Here is a 17,876-nt window from a genome sequence, read left to right as displayed (position 1 = left end):
CCGCCGCTGCCGCCGCTGCCGCCGTCGCCGCTGCTGCCGCCACAGCCGGCGAGCGCTACGGTGGCGCCGACCGCGGCGGTCGTCTGAACGAACGTTCGCCGGTCGAGTGTGCGTCGGGTCATGTGACTCGACGTAGGGTAGTAGGGGGAATACATTCGGCGGGGATTCCCGAGCCACGGGACAGGGCGCCGAACTATTTGGTCCGGAGTATAAAAAGGACGACACCGATCACGCTCACTCGCGTTCGATCGTGACGTGCCACTCGTCGTCGTCGACGCGCTCGGTCTCGTGATCGAACCCCCGGTCGGCGAGCACGTCGTAGAGCGGCTCCGGCTCGAAGCCGTTGACGAGGAGGAGGGACTCGCCCGGACTGAGGTCGTCGAGCGCGTCGCTGATGACCGGGAACGGCGGATCGTCTCGGTCGCGCACGTCGAGAACGGCGTCGGCCTCTGTCATCACCGCGACGGTACGAGCGGTTTCCGCATGGTCGTTGGCGGGAACATGTTCGCCGGCCGCGGCGTGGTCGAACCAGGAGATCGGGACCGGCCGGCTGGCCGGTTTATCGTGCGCTCACCCGTCGTCGGTCCCGCCGTCGGCGACTCCTCCTGTCGGCCGTCTCACCCGCCGACGGTCTCACCTGCCAACGGTCTCACCCGCCGACGGTCTCACCCGGTGGCGGCCCTCGCCATCAGTCGTCTTCCGCCGTCCAGATCGCCGTGACGACGGCGTCGTCGGTCTCGACCGTCGCGTGAGCGTAGCCGCGGTCGTCGAGCTTCGGATAGAGGAACTGCGGCGCGCGGTCGTTATGCTGGACGAGCACGACATCGTCCGGGAGGTCGGCGAGGAGTTCGAGCGTCCGCTGGAGCGGCTCCGGCGGGCCGAGGGTCCGGACGTCGAGTGTCTCGACCGGCCGGTCCGTCGGCGCGTCCGTTCGTTCGAGGACGGTCGTCTCAGGTGGCATACGCGTCGATCGGTACTCCACCCTCGCGTAGTTTGTTCCGAACGTGTTCGGGACGCCGCGCCCCCGGTGCGGCAGCTTCGCGTCGCGCTGCGTTCCGCGTCGCCGCCGAGGGCGCTATCCGAGCACGAACACGAACAGCGCGACCCCCGCGGCGAGCGTCAGGATGAGCACGCTTCGGCCGATGCCGGTCCGGATCTCGACGTCGACGCCCGCGCGCCCGAGCGCCTCCCGCGGGTTCATCGCGGTCCACTCGACGGCCGCGATCGCGTTCATCACCGCGCGGTCGACGGCGGCCCACAGCTCGGTGACGCCCCAGATCGACCCGCGAGCGAGGTAGAACGCGGCGGGGTACGTCACGGCGTCGGCGTCGGGCATCCGGTGGGCGAGCCAGCCGAGCGGGCGCTTCAGCGCGAAGAAGCCGACGAACCCGGCCCCCATCAGCCACGCCGACTCGGTCAGGTGGCTCGCGCTGTAGGGGTGCAGTTCCGGCGCGACCTCCGCGGTGAACGGCATCAGCTCGACGAGGGAGCCGTAGGTGAGCGGCGTACCGAAGAAGACGCACGCGCCGCCAGCGAGCACCATCCCGGCGGTCTGGAACCGCGTCGCGTCCTTCGGCGACAGCGTCGCGGAGCCGTGGAAGAACACGTAGTAGCCGAGCTTGATGAACGACATGAACGTCCCCACGCCGCCGAGGATGAGCAGCCACCAGAGCAGCCCCTCCCCGAACAGCAGCTCGAAGTTGTGGACCTCGTGAGCGGAGTCGATCACCATCCCCTTCGAGATGAACCCGTTGAAGCCCGGAACGGCGGTAATCGACGCCGCACCGACGACGTACAGCAGGAAGGTGACCGGCATCACCCGCCACAGTCCGCCCATGTCCCTGATGTCCTCGACGCCGGTGCGGTAGATCACGACGCCGACCGCCATGAACAGCAGGCTCTTGTAGAGGACGTTGTTGAACAGGTGGGCGAACCCGCCGGTGACCGCGAAGTCGCCGACGTACGTCGCGAGGCCGAAGCCGGCGAGCATGTAGCCGACCTGCGCCTGAATGTGGTACGACAGGAGGCGGCGCGGGTCGTACTGCAGTAGCGCGAAGAACGCGCCGTACACCGCCATGAATCCGCCGAGGTACGCGAGCCACATGCCCCCCTCCGGGAACGCGCGGTACATCACGTACGCCGCGGTCTTCGTCGTGAACACCGAGAGGAACACCGACGCCGCAACGTGCGGGCGCGGGTAGGTGTCCGGCAGCCACGTATGCAGGAAGATGAACCCGCAGTTGACGCCGATCCCGATCGCCGCGAGCAGCGTCGCGGAGGCGTGAATCCCGGTCGTCGACGAGAACAGGAAGATCTCGCCGGTCGGCACGCTGCCGAGCATCGACGCGCCGTGGACGACGACCGCGCCGAGGAAGAACGTCCCGCCGATCCCGTGGAACAGCGCGTAGCGGTAGCCGGCCCGGACCGCCGCGCCGCCGTACTGCCACACCAGCAGCGTCGAGGTGACGGCCATCAGCTCCCAGAAGAAGATCAGGGTGAGCCAGTCGCCGGCGTAGATCGTCCCGACCGTCGAGGCGACGTAGATCAGCGCGAACGCGGTCACCCACGTCGGCGCCTCGGTGCCGTACGCGTACAGCACCGCCGCGGTCGCGAGGAAGCCGACGACGACCCCCATCAACAGCGAGAACTGGTCGACGTTGAACCACACCACGTCGAAGCCGAGGAACTGCGTCGCGAGGTACGTCCCGGTGCCGCCGTCGCCGAGCAGGACGGCCTGGACAAACGTGAACGCGGTCGCCAGCGCGGCCGCCGCGTGACCGGACCGGCGCGGGAGCGCGAGCACGGCGAGCGCGGCGACCGCGAGCAGCACGTACGGCGGCACCGACGTGAGTATCGGGTTCACGGCCGCATCACCCCCGCGGGGAGCCGCGTGTCGACGATGAGCTCGATCAGCTCCAGGAAGCCCATCTCGTAGGGGATCACGCCGAGCAGCACCGCGAGGGCCATCGCGGTGAGGATCGGACCGAGCATGAACCACGTCGACTCGCGCCCGCGGAGGGCGTCGAGCCCGGCGACGTGCTCCCAGCCGCCCGCGGGCGGTCCCCCGGCGTGGCCGCGGTCGTCGTGGTCTGCGGCGCGGTCCGCGCTGTCGTCATGTCCCGTGTCGTCGCGGTCGTCGCGGGTGTCGTGATCGCCACGGTCCGCGTGATCGCGTTCGCGTTCGTCACCGTCGTCGCGGCGCCCCACGCCGAACGGCACGTCGGCGTCCGAGGGTCGCGCGTCGACCGCGTAGTCGCCGGTGTCGACGCGCTCCGCGGGCTCGGAGAAGTCCCGGTCGCTCGTGTCAAAGTCCGGGCGGACGACCCCGTCCTCGTCGGTCGGAAGGTCGTCCATCTCCGCGTCGGGGATGTCCGAGTCGTCCGGCACCTCGGGACCGTCGGCCGCGGAACCGGCGTCCCCGGCGTCGACCGCCGAGCCGTCCTCGGCGCTCTCGACGACCTCGTCGATGTCGGTCTCGTCGTCTGCAGTATCGTCGCTATCGCCGTCATCCTCGGGATGACCTCCATCCGTCGCCGCGTCGTCACCTGCGCGGCCCCCGTCCGTCGCCGCGTCGTCACCTGCGCGGCCCCCGTCCGTCGCCGCGTCGTCACCTGCGCGGCCCCCATCGGTCGCCGGCAACGTCGACCGCGACTCGCCGCCCATCCGGAAGTCGACGAGCGGCTTCGCGTCGTGGGCGTCCTCCGCCTCGAAGAAGGCGGTGTAGATCACCGGCCAGAAGTACGCGATGTTGAGGACGCCCGAGAGCAGCAGCGCCCCGACGAGGTAGTAGGCGATCGGGGTCAGCTGAGCCCCCATCCGAATCCCGCCGATCAGCATGTAGTACTTGCTGACGAAGCCGGCGAGCAGCGGAATCCCCGCCATCCCGAGCGAGGCGACGGTGAAGGCCCCCATCGTCAGGGGCATCCGCTTGCCGATCCCCGCCATCTCGGAGATGTAGTCGGTGTGCGTGGAGACGTGGAGGTTCCCCGCGCAGAAGAACAGGGTGAGCTTCATGAACGCGTGCGCCGGGATGTGCAGCAGCGCGCCGACGAGTCCGTACCAGCCGAACAGCCCGAGCCCGAGGATGATATAACTCAGCTGGCTCACCGTCGAGTAGGCGAGCCGCTGTTTCAGGTGGTCCTTCCGCAGCGCGATGATCGAGGCCGCGGTCAGCGTGATCGCCCCGATGGTCGACAGCACGAGCCCGGCCGAGAAGCCGAACGGGAGCGAGAGGTCGAACACGAGCTCGGGGCCGAACACGTCGAGGACGACCCGCGAGACGCCGAACGCGCCGGACTTGACGACCGCCACCGCGTGGAGGAGTCCGGAGACGGGCGTCGGCGCGACCATCGCCTCGGGGAGCCACTGGTGCAGCGGCATGATGCCGGCCTTCACGCCGAACCCGATCGCGAGCAGGAAGAAGGCGAGCATCGCGAGGCCGGGGTCGGCGTTCGCCAGCTCCTGAATGCCGCCGGCCGTGAACGAGACGTTGCCGGCGATCAGGTAGACGAGCGCGGTCCCGGCGAGCACGAGCACCCCCCCGCCGAACATCGTGTACGCGAGGTACTTCCGGCCCGCAGCGCGGGCCTCGTCGGTCTCGTCGTGGGCGACGAGCGGGTACGTCGCGATCGAGAGGATCTCGTAGAACACGAAGATCGTCACGAGGTTGCCCGCGAACGCGATCCCCATCGTCGCCGACAGCGACACCGCGAACGCGGCGAAGTACCGGGTCTGGTTGACCTCGTCGTTGCCGCGCATGTAGCCGATGCTGTAGAACGAGGTGACGATCCACAGCCCGCTCGCGAGGAACGCGAACAGCATCCCGAGCGCGTCAGCGCGCAGGACGAACTCGATGCCGCCGGGCAGGAACGCGCCGAGCGACCACTCGAAGACGGCGCCGTCGAGCACGGCCGGGAGCATCGATGCGACGATCGCGAACTTCGCGACCGCCGCCGCGATCGTCCACCCCTCGCGCACGTTCGGGGAACGGTACGACGCGACGATGAAGAACGCCGCGACGAACGAGACGAGGACCGCCAGTAGGGGACGTAGATCTGTGATTGGAACGTCAGTCATGCGAACACCTCCGTGAGATACGGACCGAACCACTCGAACAGCGCGTAGCCCGCGAAGCCGAGCGCGACCGTCGCCAGCGCCGCGAGGATCAGGATCGCGAGCGACGCCGGGGGCACGCGGTCCGGCACGAACCGCGACCGGGGCGCCCCCTCGACGGGCGTGAGGGGACCGTCATCGTCGCCGCCGATCAGGGCGTCGGCGGCCTCCGCGGACGGCGACTCGCGACCGCCGTCGGCCGCGACGCCGGCGTTGTGGCCGTCGTCGTGACCGCCTTCGGCGTGCCCGCCGTCGTGCCCGTCGCCGTGGTCGCCGTCGTGCCCGTCGCCGTGGTCGCCCGCGCCGTGACCGTCCGAGAGCCCGACGCCGGCGAAGTAGAACCGCTCTATCACCCGGGCGACGTACGACAGCGTGAACAGCGTGCTGACGAAGATCACGGCCGCGATCCCGATTCCGGCGGCCCCGCCGCCGTCCATGCTCGCCTCCACCGCGCCGACGCCGATGTACCACTTCCCGAGGAAGCCGATCGACGGCGGGAGTCCGACGAGCCCGAGCCCGAGCAGCGCGACCGCCCCGGCCGTGTACGGCGCGGAGCGGGCGGCGCTCGCGAGGTCGTCGAGCTCGCGGGCGCCGTAGCCGAGCCCCAGAAGGCCGATCCCGAGGAACAGCCCGAACTTCAGCAACCCGTGGCCGACGAGGTGGACGATCCCGCCGAGCAGCGCGGTCTCGTTCGCGAGCGCGACCGCGGCGACGATCATCCCGAACTGGGCGACCGAGGAGTACGCGAACATCCGCTTGAGGTCGGACTGCATCGCCGCGAGCGCCGAGCCCGCGAGGATCGACGCGCCGGCGACGATCAGCATGCCCGTCGTAATCGCGTCGTTGGCCGCGAGGAAGTCGACGGTGAAGACGGTGTACGACACCCGAATCAGCGCGTACGCGCTCGCGGTCGACACGAGCGCGGCGACGATCGTCGTCACCGCGTCCGGCGCGCGCTGGTACGCGTCCGGCTGCCACGCGTGGATCGGGAACACGGCGATCTTCAGCCCGAGTCCCGCGACGATCAGCGCGTAGCTCGCCCGGATCAGCGGGTCGGCGTAGCTCGCCTGCGCGACGATCTGCGCCTGCATGTCGAGCATGTTCAGCGTCCCCGTCGCGAGGAAGGCGTAGCCGACGCCGAGCAGGTATAACGAGGCGCCGACCGTCCCCACCACGAGGTACTTCAGCGAGGCGTACGCGCTCGCCCCGGACCGGTCGGCCGCGATGAGCGCGTACGTCGAGATCCCGACGATCTCCAGGAAGACGAACATGTTGAACAGGTCGCCCGTGAGCACGAGCCCGGTGAGTCCGCCGACCAGGAGCAGGTACCCGCTGTAAAACGAGTTGCCCCGCGGGCCGGCCACCCGCGCGAACGCGAGCGTCGCCAGCGAGACGACGGCGACCAACGCGAGCACCGCGACCGACAGCTCGTCGGCCACCAGCTCGATCCCGATCGGGGGCTCGTACGTTCCGAGTGCGTGCGAGAGCGCCCCGCCGCGGGCCACCTCGACGCCGATCGCGGCCGCGATCCCGGTCAGGGCGGTCGTCGCGACCGCCGCCACCGACCAGCCCGCGTCGTCGTACTTCAGCCCGAGCGCGAGCGGGAGCGTCGCCGCGACGAGCGGGACGGCGATGGCGACCGGGAGGAGCACGTCACTCATCGGTCCCACCCCCGTCGGCGACCGCGGAGTCGTCGGTCGGAGCGCCGTCGAAGCCGGCGTGTCCGCCGGCGCGTCCCTCGGTGCCGGCCCCGCCGCCGGACGGTCGTTCGGGGAGCGATCCCTCGTCCCGAAGCAGCTCTCGAAGCACGTCGGTGCGGAGCGTCCCGTACTCGTCGTAGATCCGGATACAGAGCGCGAGCCCAACCGCGGTGAGGCTCACGCCGACGACGATGGCGGTGAGCACGATCACGTGCGGGAGCGGGCTGACGAACGTCTCCGTCTCGGCCGCCCCTTCGGCAACGATCGGGATCGCGCCGCCCTCGACGTACGCCGAGGTGATGAACAGCAGGAATATCGCCGTCTGGAACAGGTTGAGGCCGATTATCTTCTTCACGAGGTTGGGATTGGCGATCATCATATAGAGTCCGATACACAACAGCAGCGCGAACGCGACGTACGCGTGTCTCGTCGTCAACACGTCGAGCGCCGAGGCGGTCGCGGTACCCGACGCGAGGACGGACGCGACGGCGGAGGCGACGCCGGTCGCGGCGTCGGGGGCGACGTTCGTCATCGGTCACCTCCGGCGTCGGCCGCGTCCTCTTCGAGGGGACCGCCCTCGTCGAGCGAGCCGTCCTCGTCGAGCGAGCCGTTTCCGAACCCGTCGCCTTCGGAGCTGAACCCGTTCGCGAGCAGGAAGAACAGCCCCATGAGCACGCCGCTCACGATGGGGGCGATCCCGACGACCTCCACGCCCTCCATCCCGTACTTGACCGGGTTGAGGATCGGGATCGGCAGCAGGTCGTACTGGAGGAACGCCCCGCCGAGCGCGACCGGGACGAGCCCGATGCCGGCGAACGCGAGCGCGCCGCCGACCGCGAACGCGACGACGACGGTGTTCGCGAGCCAGTCGCGCGTCGACTCGATGCCGAACGCGAACGCGATCATGAACACCACGGCGGCCATGATCGCGCCGCCCTGGAACCCGCCGCCGGGCGAGCCGCTCCCGTGGAAGGTGATGAAGAGGCCGTACGTGAACGCGAACGGCGCGACCACCTTCACGGTCGGCATGATCACCTGACTCTCCGTGTAGGGCGCCCCCTGCCGCTCCTCGGAGTCGAGCCGCCCCGACCGGGGGACGGCGCGGTGCGGCGGGAGGTCGGAGTCGGCGGCTTCCCGGTCGCCCGCCGAGGCGTCGGACGGGTCGTCGGAGCGTGCGTCGGTGGCTGCGTCGGTCATGTCGGTGTCGTCGACGGCGTCGCTCATGCGAACACCTCCCGGTGGAGCACGATCAGCGCCGCGATCCCGCCGGCGAAGACGACGACCGCCTCGCCGAAGGTGTCGAATCCCCGGAACGCCGCCAGCACGGCCATCACGGTGTTCTCGACGTGGGTCTGCGCGTACGTCTCCGCGAGGTACCACTGGCTCACGTCCGGGTTCGACCAGACCGGCGCGTCGGGCGACCCGACCGCCGGGATGTCGCCCATCGTGAGCAGGAACCCGGCGAACAGGAAGCCGGTCGCTCCCGCGGCCGGGAGGTTCACCGACTCGAAGGCGGCCTCGTGGTCGATCCGGGTCGTCTTTGCGAGCGTCAACAGCAGCAGGACGGTCGTCACGCCCGCGGATATCGCGGCCTCCGTCAGCGCCACGTCGGGCGCGCGGTAGAACGTGTAGAGCGCGGCCATCCCGAGGCTGTACGCCCCGAAGACGATGACCGCCGCGAGCACGTCGCGGGCGAGCGCGGTCGCGAGCGCGGTGAGCACGACGAACGCGAGCAGGCTCGCCTCGATCGCGGTGACCTGCGCGACGACCGGGGCGGCGAGGCCCGTCATCGGCGCTCGTCCTCCTCGGTCCACGGAACGATCCCCTCCTCGAAGGCGGCCCGGGCGATCCCGTGGGCCGCCGTCGGGTTCGTCACGAAGATGAAGAACAGCAGGAGCACGCTCTTCACCCCGGCCACCTCCCAGCCGATCGCGAGCGCGACCGCGGCCAGCCCGAAGCCGGCGCCGAGCGTGTCCGCCTGCGAGGCGGTGTGCGCCCGCGAGTACACGTCCGGGAGCCGGAGGACGCCCGTCATCGAGACGAACGTGAAGAACAGCCCGAGCAGCGTGAACGCGACGACGAGCGCCACGCGGACGGTTCCGAGCGCGTCCATCACAGCACACCACCCCGCTCGACGGTGAACTTCGAGATGGCGATGGCCATCAGGAAGTTCAACAGCGCGTACACCAGGGCGATGTCGAGGAACGTCGGCTCGGAGAGCGCGGCGCTCAGGATGGCGAGGATGACGACGGTGTTCGTCCCGAGGACGTTCACCGCGAGCACCCGGTCCTGCATCGTCGGCCCCTTCACGGCCCGGTAGAGCATCCCGATCGCGAGCACGGTGAAGCCCGCGGCCGCGAGGAGCAGGAAGTCGCCGACCGTGTAGCCGGCGACGAGCGCGGCGTCGACGACACTCATTCGTCGGTCACCTCCGCCGCCCCGCGGTCCTTGCGGTCCTTGCGGTCCTTGCGGTCCTTGCGGTCCTTGCGGTCCTTGCGGTCCTCATCGTCGCGTTCGGTCGGCGAGCCGTCTACCGCTGTAGTCGCGGCACCGCCGTCGGCCGCGGCGATCGGCAGCTCCTCGGTCGCGTCCGGCCCCTGCAAGATCGCGCAGTCGTCGCGCTCGCGGGGGGTCGGGAGCCGGGCCGACGCCCGTCCGTAGTAGACGAACCGCGTCCAGCGCTCCAGAGACCCGTCGAAGAGCCCGTCGCGGGCCGACGGGATGAGCGAGTGGACGTACAGGTCGCTGTCGCGGGCGCGGACCGTCAGCGTCCCCGGCGTCAGCGTGATCGAGTTCGCGAGCGTCATCAGCGGGAGCCCGCTGCCGACGATCACGCGCATCCGGTTCATCGTCGGCTCGATCGGGAGCCGCGGGTCCAGTATCACTCGGGCGACCTCGACGTTCGCCTTGACGATCTCGAAGAGGAGGACCGGAACGTAGATCACGCCGCGAAACACCCGCATCGGGGTCCGCGGGACCGCCGGTTCGATGTCGATGCTGACCCGCGAGAGGGTGATCGAGACGATCGCTGCGGTCGCGATCCCGGTCGCCCAGTCGAACCAGTAGAGGGGATCGCCGAGCACGAGGTAGAAGGCCAGCGAGAGCCCGAACATCGCGACGAACCGCTTCCCGGTCGCGTCGCTCCGGAGCCGTTCGCGCCGGGTCGGCCGCGTCACCGGCGCCGTCTCGACCGTCAGCGAGGTGTTCGACAGCGCGAACTCCAGCGGCTGGAGCAGGGTGGTGTTGCCGACGGGCGAGTACTCCGGGTCGAGCAGCACCGCGCCGGCGCCGTGCTCCTCCGCGTAGGCGGCGAGCACTCGGACGTAGTCGTCGGGGCCGAACAGGTACTCGTCGGCGCCGATGAGCTCCGTCACGACCGTCACCGGATCGTGCTCCCCGTCGATGTCGTCGAGGTCGGAGGTCGCCCACGCCTCGGCGCGTTCGAGGACCCGTTCGGCCGCCGCCGCGCGGTCCGCGACGCCGGGGTCGCCGTTCCGCCACGACGCGATCTCCACGAGGTGGATCGTCGAGAACCCCCCGTCGACCGCCGTCTCTACCGCGTGGGTTATCGTCGCCCGCAGGGTCGGCGTGGGCTCCACGGGGACGACGAGCCCCCCGACCGGCGCAGACGGAGAGTCGCGCTCCGCGTCGTCGCCGGGGTCGCCGGGGTCGCCGGGGTCGCCGGGGTCGCTGTCGGCGGTATCGCCGCCGGCGTCGGTGTCAGCCACCCACCACACCTCCGACGGAACCGCGGTTCGCCGTCTCTATGCACATGTGTATCTCTGTCCCGATCCTTTCTCTACCGACTCAAAACAGTTTGTATCCGCGACGGTTTCGGGGCGAACGAGGGGCCGCCGTCGGGGATCGACCCCGCCGTCCGTCCCCGGGACCCTCACTCCGAGCGGCCGAGCGCCGCCGCCAGCCTGTCGGCGATCCGGCCGGCGACGGCGTCCTTCGAACCGACGGCCTCCACCGGCTCGGTGCCCTCGTCGCCGACGAGGAGGACGCGGGTCTCGTCGTCGCCCATCACGCTCGCGTCGTTGGCGACGACGAACGCGAGCCCGACCCGGTCGCGAATCCGCTCGGCCTCGGCGACCATCGCCGCGTCGTCGCCGGACGTCTCCGCTTTGAACCCGACGATCGGGAGGTCCGGGTACGCCTCACGCACCGAGTCGATCAGCTTCGGCGTCGGCTCCAGATCGACCGACAGCGGCGACCCGGACCGGATCTTCTCGTCGACCGCGTCGGCGGTGAAATCGGAGATGGCCGCCGCGGAGACCAGCGCGTCGGCGGTGGCGGCGGTCCGGCGGCACGCCCCCATCATCTCCGTCGCGGTCTCGACCGCGACCACGTCGGCGTAGGGGACCGCCGGGCCGTCCTGCACCAGCGTCACGGTCGCGCCCCGGACGTACAGCGCCCGGGCGACCGCTCGGCCCGTCTTCCCCGACGCCCGGTTCGTTAAGATCCGGATCGGGTCGATCCGCTCTTTCGTCGCGCCCGCGGTGACGACGACGTGGGTCCCCGTAAGCGACGGCGGCGTGGTCGCGTGGGCGACCTCGGTCACGATGTCCTCTTCCGCGGCGATCTTCGCCTTCCCCTCCTCGACCCGGGGGTCGGCGAACCGCACGCCCCACGCCTCCAGCCGGTCGAGCGCGTCGAGGACGCCCGGGTGGTCGTACATCGGCTCGTGCATGGCGGGCGCCATCACGACCGGCACGTCCGCGCCGAGCGCGGTCGTCGCGCAGGTGGTGACCGGGGTGTCGTCGATCGCGGCCGCGACCTTCCCCGCGGTGTTCGCGGTCGCGGGCGCGAGCAGGAGCGCGTCGGCCCACCCGTCTCGGCCGCACAGCTCTACGTGTTCGACGTCGCCGGTGATCTCGGTGACGACGGGCTCGTCGGTCGCGAAGTCGACCGCCCACGGGTGGACGATGTTCGTCGCCGCCGGGGACATGACGGCGCGGACGCTCGCTCCCTGACGCCGCAGCTCGTGGGCGAGTTCGACGACCTTCACCGCCGCGATGCTCCCCGAGACGCCGAGCGCGACGTTGACCCCCTGTAGCATTACCGGGAGGGTTCCCGCCCCGACGGCTTATAAGGTGTCGTTGCGGAACCGACGCGCGCGCCGGGGCGTCCGGAACTCCCCTCCGCGTCCGTCAGGCCGAGGCGTTCGCCGCGTCGTCCTGCGGTTCGGGGAAGTCGTCCGGCGAGAGCAGCGCCGTCACGCCCTCGGCGTCGAGCACACCGAGCACCGCGGCCGGGTCACCGGAGACGAGGACGGCCCCCGCGCGCCCGTTCGTCCGACTGACGGCGAGCCCGGCGGTGTCGGCGGCGTACGCCTCGACGGCGGAGACGGCCTCGTCGAGGAGGTCGAGTTGGGCCTCGCGGATCTCGGTCTGCGCTTCCTCACGACTGATGTTGCCCTCCTGAAGCCGACTCTGGACCTCCGCCCGCGTCGCCTGGAGGTCCTCTTGGATGTCGACCGCGACGGTCGCGGCCGCGTCGCCGTCGCCGCCCTCGTCGCTGGTCCCGTTCGTCCCGTCGGTCTGTGCCGCGCCGTCGGACCCCGCGTCGCCACCGGACCCGAGCGATCCACAGCCGGCCAGCGAGAGCGTCGATCCGGTCGCCGCGGCCGCCAGCACGCGTCGTCGTGGAGCGTTCACCATGGCCCCGCTCGTCGCCCCCCGCACTTGTCGCTTCCGTCGCGTGTTCCGGGCGCGGGTGAGCCCGTCCCGAGCGATCTCAGATCCCGAACGTCGCGCGCAGCATGTCACGGCTCCCTGGACCGAGCCCGACCGCGAGCACCGTGATGAGCAACAGCAGCGTGTAGCGCGGCGACTCCTCGAACAGCTCGCCGTTGAACACCCAGACGACGAACGTCGCCGCCACGAGCTTCACCAGCAGGAACGGCCACGCGTCGCCCGTGACCGAGACGATCGACTGCGGGAGCAGGCGACCGGTCCAGTCGACGATCAGCTCGTTGACGACGTGTTTCGGGACGAGGTTCGCCGTCCCCGTCAGCGCCGGCATCCAGTTGAGCCCGATCACGTTGGCGACGCCGTCTATCGCGTGGCCCCAGATGATGACGATCCCCGCGACGCCGGTCCCCTGTCGGACCTCGGGCGCGAACGCGGTCGCGAGCTTCCACGTGACCGCGGTCGCCGCGGTCGCGATCCCCAGCGTCAACGCGAGGACGATCGGGTAGAACTGGACGTAGTCGGTCGCGGCCGAGAGGTACGAGAGGTAGCCGAACGCGGCCGCGAGCGCGACGGCGCCCATCGCGAACAGGGGGCGGGCGTAGTCGTCGACCACGCCCCGGCCTTCGAGCGAGTACGCCGCAAGGACGCACGCGAGCGTCACGCCGAAGACGGTGAAGTAGATGAACGGGCTGATGAGTAGCGCGCTCGCCGGGAACGGGATCAGCGGCTCCACGCCGGCCCGCATCGCGGCGACCCCCGAGTCCTCGACGGTGCGGAGGGCGCCGCCGAGCAGCATGAACGGGAACAGCGCGTAGAAGAACCGCAGCTCGGTTCCGATCTCCAGCCGGCGGAGGAGGAAGACCACGCCGATCAGCATCGCCAGTAAGATGACGACGTAGCTCACGGTCGAGAATGTGGTGTACCCCGGGAACGCGACGACCTCGCCGGCCTCGACGGCCGCCGAACACGCTGACGAACTCCCGAGCAGCTCGGTCCCGCCCGCGTCGCGGACGGCGCACTGCGCGCCCTGTCCGTCGGCCGCGACCGGCCCCCAGAAGTACCGCCAGAGGAACCGGTCGTACACGATCCGCGGGAAGACGACGGACCCGACCGCGAGCAGCGCCGCGACGGCGCCGACGACCGCCGCCCACGCGCGTTCCGGCGACAGCCCGAACCGCTCCTCGACCCGTGTGCTCATGCTCTCCGTTGGGGGAGTCCCCGAATTGAGGGTTCCGGTCCCGCGCCGTCGCGCCGCTCGCCGAGGGCGGGGGTCAGACCGGCGGCCCGTCCGACTGATAGTCGGTGCCGAGGATGATCATCGTCTGCGACCGGGAGAACCCCTCCATCTCCGCGACGCGCTTGAACATCAGCTCGCGGAGGCTGTCCGTGTCGGCCGCGACGACCTTGAGGATCACGTCCCACTCGCCGGTGGTCAGATGGATCTCGCGGACGCCGTCGATCTCGCGGAGCCGCTCTAAGGCGTCCTCCTCGCGCCCCTGTTCGACGCGGAGGCCGACGAAGGCGCCGACGCCGTAGCCGACCGCCTTGGGGTCGATCGACGCGTGGTACCCCTCGATGACCCCCGCCTCCTCCATGCGGTTCACCCGGTCGTGGACGGTCGCGCTGGACATGTCGATGCGGCGCGCGACCTCCGAGAACGGCGTCCGGGCGTCCTCCTGTAGAATCCGGAGGATCTCGCGGTCCGTCTCGTCGAGCTCCATGCGTGCCATACGCTCTCAGCCGACTTTGCACTTCCGACGCCGACAACGCCGGATTCGTCAGCGAGCGGACGTGTCGTCGCGTATCTCGTCGTTCGAGTCCTCGTCGTCGGGCGTCTCGAACGATCCGTCGCGGATGGCGGCCTCCGCGCCGGCGAGCGCCTCGGCGGCGTCGAACGAGTCGATCGCGTCGCGACGCGCCGCGGGAGAGGCGTCGGCCAGCTCGCGCGCGTGGGCCGTGACGTTCGGCACCGCCCGGATCAGATTGTCGATGATCGGGATGTCGGCGGTACGGGGCGACCGGCTGCCCGGATTCAGGTCGATCACGATCTCGGTTTTCCCCATCGCGTCGAGCGCCTCGGCGCGGTCCCCGTCCTCGAGCGGGACGACGACCACGTCGGCCGCCGCGATCCCGTCGGCGTCGACGACGCCGCGGGCGTGGTCCAGTCCGGGGATCTCGCCGTCGCCGGCCAGACCCTTCACCTCGTCCGCGCCGTGATCGCGGAGGTGGTCGGCGATCCGGCGGACGCGCTCGTCGGTGTGGTTGAAGAGGTTCACCTCGACGTCGGCGTCGACCGCCTCGGCCAGCTCGACCGTCTCCGCGGGCGCCAGCGCCGCGACGTTACCGTTCACCGAGAGCACCGGATGATCGGCCGCGAGGAGCGTCGCCGCGGCGGCGCGCGCGGCGGCGTCAGCGCTCGGGAGCGTCCGCTCGCCGAGGAGGTAGTCGAACGCCTCGCCGCGGCCCTGCGCGATGAGCCCCTGCTTCGAGGTGATCCCCTGCTCCACGCCCGCCTCGATCCGGTGACGCGTCACGAGCGAGGCGTAACGCGGGTGGTCCTCGGGGATCTCCGTCTCCGTCATAACGTGATCTGGCGACGGTCGGAGTAAAAGCCCCCGTTCCACCGCGGTTGTTCTCCCATGGTAACAAACCACATAAAGGTTATACCCTACCGACACGTATTGTCACGATGTGATGAATCGTACCGGGAAGTACACCGTCGTCAAGGCGTGTAACGACCACGGGGCGGTTACGCTCCGCGAATATCCCCGAAACGAGACGCTGCACGTCGTCGAGTACGACGACCCCGAGGTGGAAGCGGAGCTGTCGGACCTCGACAGCGGTTCCGTCGTCGAACTCGAACTGCGATCGACCGGGCGCCGGGGCAACGCGTGGTGCGCGGAGTCCGCTCGCGCGATCGACGGCCTCTGATCCGGCCGACTCGTCCCGTCTCTCCCGGTCCCCGTCGGCTCTCCCGTCCGGTCACGCCCGGTCGTCCCCCCCGCGCGGTCGGCTCGCCCCCCGGTCGGCTCCTCCGCGTGAAACGCCGTCGGCGCGTCGTCGTGATTCGGTCGACACTCCCGGACTCCGCGTCCGTTTTCCGCGTTACGCCACGCCGATCCGCTCGCGGTAGGTCCCGTACTCCGCCTCGAACACCGCCATGATCTCGCCCATTGTCGCGTACTCCTTCACCGCCGTGACGATCGCGGGCAACACGTTCTCGTCGGCGTCGACCGCCTCGCGGAGGTCGTCGAGCGCGGCCTCGACCGCCTCGTCGTCGCGCTCCGCCTTCACCGATTCGAGCCGGTCCAGCTGGCGCTCGCGGGTCGTCTCGTCGACGCGGAGCAGGTCGGGCTCCGTGTCCGCCTCGACTTGATAGGCGTTGACACCGACCACGGTCTCCTCGCCGCTGTCGACGCGCTCTTGGTACTCGTAGGAGGCCTCCTGGATCTCGCGGTGGAAGTACCCCTCCTCGATCCCGCGGAGCACGCCGTCGCGGACGGCGCCGTCGCCCATGTCCCGGATCTCCTCGATGTACGCCATGGCCTCCGCCTCGACCTCGTCGGTGAGCGTCTCCACCGCGAACGAGCCGCCGAGGGGGTCGACGATGTCGGCCGCGCCCGACTCCTCGGCGATGATCTGCTGGGTGCGGAGCGCCACTCGGACCGCGCGCTCGGAGGGCAGCGCCAGCGCCTCGTCGAAGGAGTTGGTGTGGAGGCTCTGGGTGCCGCCGAGCACGCCCGCCAGCGCCTGTATCGTGACGCGGACGACGTTGTTGAGGGGTTGCTGGGCCGTCAGCGACTGGCCCGCGGTCTGGGTGTGGAACTTGAGCTGCTTCGAGGCGTCGGCCTCCGCGCCGTACCACTCGTCCATGACCCGGGCGTAGATCCGGCGGGCGGCGCGGAACTTCGCCACCTCCTCGAAGATGGAGTTGTGCGAGTTGAAGAAAAAGGAAAGCTGCGGGGCGAACGCGTCGACGTCGAGCCCGCGGTCGAGGCAGTCCTCGACGTACGCGAACCCGTCGGCGAGGGTGAACGCGAGCTCCTGAACCGCCGTCGAGCCGGCCTCGCGGATGTGGTATCCCGACACCGAGACCGGCTTGAACTTGGGGGTCTCCGCGACCGCGAACTCGATCGTGTCCGTCACGAGATCGAGCGAAGGCTCCGGCGGGACCACCCACTCCTTCTGCGCGATGAACTCCTTGAGCATGTCGTTCTGGAGGGTGCCGCGAAGCTCCTCGCGCGGGACGCCCTGCTGGTCCGCGATGGCGACGTACATCGCGTAGATCACGGGCGCGCTCGGGTTGATCGTGAAAGAGGTCGAGACCTCGCCCACGTCGATGCCGTCGAACAGCACCTCCATGTCCCGGAGCGTGTCGACGGCGACGCCCTCCTTGCCGACCTCGCCGAGCGACATCGGGTCGTCGGAGTCGAGCCCCATCAGCGAGGGCATGTCGAAGGCCGTCGAGAGCCCGGTCTGCCCCTCGTCGATCAGGTAGTGGAACCGCTCGTTCGTCTCCTCCGCGGTGCCGAAGCCGGCGAACTGCCGCATCGTCCACGTCCGCCCGCGGTGCATCGTCGGATAGACGCCCCGGGTGTACGGCTCCTCGCCCGGAAACCCCAGATCGTCGGCGTAGTCGATGTCAGCCACGTCTTCGGGGGTGTACAGGCGCTCGACCTCGCGGTTCGAGACCGTCGCGAACCGGTCCTTCCGCTCGCCGTGCCGGTCGAGGGCCGGACCGAGCGTCTCCGCTTCCCACGACTCCTTGGCCTCGCGGATCTCGGAGAGTTCCTCGTCGTCGTACATATCTTCGGGTACCCGCCCGTTAAGCATAAATATTCATTATATTTTGGGCGGGAGTGGGCTGCGTCCGCTTTTCTCGGAGCCCTACCACCCGCGGACCTGTTAAATGCTCGCGGAGCGAACGCGTACCCATGACCGACCCCTCGCGGACTCCCGAACCGCCGGAAGGTCTGTCCGATCGAATCGCCGCCGACTTGGAGGAGTCACCGCCCGACGAACTCCGCAACGCGATCGTCTTCGCTCAGGAACTGCTCCAGTTTCACGAGACGACGGAGTTCCCGATCGATCCGGAACCCGGCGACAACATCCTCCGCGTCACCGAACACGAGGGGTACACCGCGGTCGTGAAACAGCACTTCTGCGAGGAGGACTGTGACGACTGTCCGCACGGTCCGTACCTCTACCACGTCACCGACGAGCCCCTCCCCGACGGGACCCACGAGGTCCACTGGTCGTTCGTAGGCCGCGTGAACACCGAGGACGACGACTGACCCCGGTGGCCGGCCGCCGGTCTCATAGTGATTACTGCGAATAGTTTCATTGACGGTGTCGAAAGACGCCGAAT

General features: G+C 69.9%; 20 protein-coding genes. 2 read left to right on the top strand and 18 right to left on the bottom strand.

Annotated features, from left to right (window positions below; genetic code table 11):
* The 17 genes from ESO89_RS05260 to ESO89_RS05180 all read right to left on the bottom strand — a co-directional run.
* Positions 1–122: twin-arginine translocation signal domain-containing protein (locus ESO89_RS05260; protein ID WP_206731726.1), on the bottom strand; the 122-nt coding region annotated here is incomplete at its 3' end.
* 112 nt (positions 123–234) lie between these two features.
* Positions 235–456 (bottom strand): DUF2249 domain-containing protein, encoded by a 222-nt coding sequence (locus ESO89_RS05255; RefSeq protein ID WP_128904610.1) that lies wholly within the window; start codon positions 454–456, stop codon positions 235–237.
* 232 nt (positions 457–688) lie between these two features.
* Positions 689–961: a DUF2249 domain-containing protein gene (locus ESO89_RS05250; RefSeq protein WP_128904609.1), complete on the bottom strand. Its 273-nt coding sequence runs from the start codon at positions 959–961 to the stop codon at positions 689–691.
* Between the two features lie 114 nt (positions 962–1,075).
* Positions 1,076–2,863: a Na(+)/H(+) antiporter subunit D gene (locus tag ESO89_RS05245; RefSeq protein WP_128904608.1), complete on the bottom strand. Its 1,788-nt coding sequence runs from the start codon at positions 2,861–2,863 to the stop codon at positions 1,076–1,078.
* Entirely contained in the window at positions 2,860–5,076 is a 2,217-nt protein-coding gene (locus tag ESO89_RS05240) for a proton-conducting transporter transmembrane domain-containing protein (RefSeq protein WP_128904607.1), read from the bottom strand. Before ESO89_RS05240 ends, ESO89_RS05245 begins: the two co-directional genes overlap by 4 nt.
* Positions 5,073–6,773: a proton-conducting transporter transmembrane domain-containing protein gene (locus tag ESO89_RS05235; protein ID WP_128904606.1), complete on the bottom strand. Its 1,701-nt coding sequence runs from the start codon at positions 6,771–6,773 to the stop codon at positions 5,073–5,075. The genes ESO89_RS05240 and ESO89_RS05235 overlap by 4 nt, the downstream gene beginning before the upstream one ends.
* A complete protein-coding gene (locus tag ESO89_RS05230; RefSeq protein WP_128904605.1) occupies positions 6,766–7,344 on the bottom strand; it encodes a cation:proton antiporter subunit C in 579 nt (192 codons plus the stop codon). The genes ESO89_RS05235 and ESO89_RS05230 overlap by 8 nt, the downstream gene beginning before the upstream one ends.
* Positions 7,341–8,036, bottom strand: a complete 696-nt coding sequence (locus ESO89_RS05225; protein ID WP_128904604.1) for an MnhB domain-containing protein — start codon at positions 8,034–8,036, stop codon at positions 7,341–7,343. Before ESO89_RS05225 ends, ESO89_RS05230 begins: the two co-directional genes overlap by 4 nt.
* Positions 8,033–8,602: a DUF4040 domain-containing protein gene (locus ESO89_RS05220; RefSeq protein ID WP_128904603.1), complete on the bottom strand. Its 570-nt coding sequence runs from the start codon at positions 8,600–8,602 to the stop codon at positions 8,033–8,035. The genes ESO89_RS05225 and ESO89_RS05220 overlap by 4 nt, the downstream gene beginning before the upstream one ends.
* Entirely contained in the window at positions 8,599–8,925 is a 327-nt protein-coding gene (gene mnhG / locus ESO89_RS05215; RefSeq protein WP_128904602.1) for a monovalent cation/H(+) antiporter subunit G, read from the bottom strand. Before mnhG ends, ESO89_RS05220 begins: the two co-directional genes overlap by 4 nt.
* Positions 8,925–9,230, bottom strand: a complete 306-nt coding sequence (locus ESO89_RS05210; protein ID WP_004050115.1) for a cation:proton antiporter — start codon at positions 9,228–9,230, stop codon at positions 8,925–8,927. Before ESO89_RS05210 ends, mnhG begins: the two co-directional genes overlap by 1 nt.
* Positions 9,227–10,540, bottom strand: coding sequence for a monovalent cation/H+ antiporter subunit E (locus ESO89_RS05205; protein ID WP_241686122.1), 1,314 nt, complete (start codon positions 10,538–10,540; stop codon positions 9,227–9,229). Before ESO89_RS05205 ends, ESO89_RS05210 begins: the two co-directional genes overlap by 4 nt.
* 164 nt (positions 10,541–10,704) lie before the next feature.
* A complete protein-coding gene (gene coaBC / locus ESO89_RS05200; RefSeq protein WP_128904601.1) occupies positions 10,705–11,874 on the bottom strand; it encodes a bifunctional phosphopantothenoylcysteine decarboxylase/phosphopantothenate--cysteine ligase CoaBC in 1,170 nt (389 codons plus the stop codon).
* A 91-nt stretch (positions 11,875–11,965) separates the two neighbouring features.
* Positions 11,966–12,475, bottom strand: a complete 510-nt coding sequence (locus tag ESO89_RS05195) for a hypothetical protein (RefSeq protein WP_241686120.1) — start codon at positions 12,473–12,475, stop codon at positions 11,966–11,968.
* 76 nt (positions 12,476–12,551) lie between these two features.
* A complete protein-coding gene (locus tag ESO89_RS05190; protein WP_128904600.1) occupies positions 12,552–13,706 on the bottom strand; it encodes a DUF63 family protein in 1,155 nt (384 codons plus the stop codon).
* 73 nt (positions 13,707–13,779) lie between these two features.
* Positions 13,780–14,229: an Lrp/AsnC family transcriptional regulator gene (locus ESO89_RS05185; protein WP_128904599.1), complete on the bottom strand. Its 450-nt coding sequence runs from the start codon at positions 14,227–14,229 to the stop codon at positions 13,780–13,782.
* 57 nt (positions 14,230–14,286) lie between these two features.
* Positions 14,287–15,090, bottom strand: a complete 804-nt coding sequence (locus ESO89_RS05180; protein WP_128904598.1) for a 4-phosphopantoate--beta-alanine ligase — start codon at positions 15,088–15,090, stop codon at positions 14,287–14,289.
* Between the two features lie 112 nt (positions 15,091–15,202).
* On the opposite strand from ESO89_RS05180, the gene ESO89_RS05175 reads away from it, so the two are divergent.
* Entirely contained in the window at positions 15,203–15,439 is a 237-nt protein-coding gene (locus ESO89_RS05175; RefSeq protein WP_128904624.1) for a hypothetical protein, read from the top strand.
* Between the two features lie 174 nt (positions 15,440–15,613).
* Here ESO89_RS05175 and ESO89_RS05170 read toward each other — a convergent pair whose 3' ends face one another.
* Entirely contained in the window at positions 15,614–17,314 is a 1,701-nt protein-coding gene (locus tag ESO89_RS05170; protein ID WP_128904597.1) for an acyl-CoA mutase large subunit family protein, read from the bottom strand.
* A gap of 128 nt (positions 17,315–17,442) precedes the next feature.
* Here ESO89_RS05170 and ESO89_RS05165 point away from each other — a divergent pair, with 128 nt between their 5' ends.
* Positions 17,443–17,802, top strand: a complete 360-nt coding sequence (locus ESO89_RS05165) for a hypothetical protein (RefSeq protein ID WP_128904596.1) — start codon at positions 17,443–17,445, stop codon at positions 17,800–17,802.
* The last annotated feature ends 74 nt before the right edge of the window (positions 17,803–17,876 follow it).

Origin of the sequence: Halorubrum amylolyticum (assembly GCF_004114995.1) — an archaeon.
Taxonomy (GTDB): domain Archaea; phylum Halobacteriota; class Halobacteria; order Halobacteriales; family Haloferacaceae; genus Halorubrum; species Halorubrum amylolyticum.
Note: the sequence above shows the minus strand (reverse complement) of the source record. Positions and strands in the feature narration are given on the sequence as shown.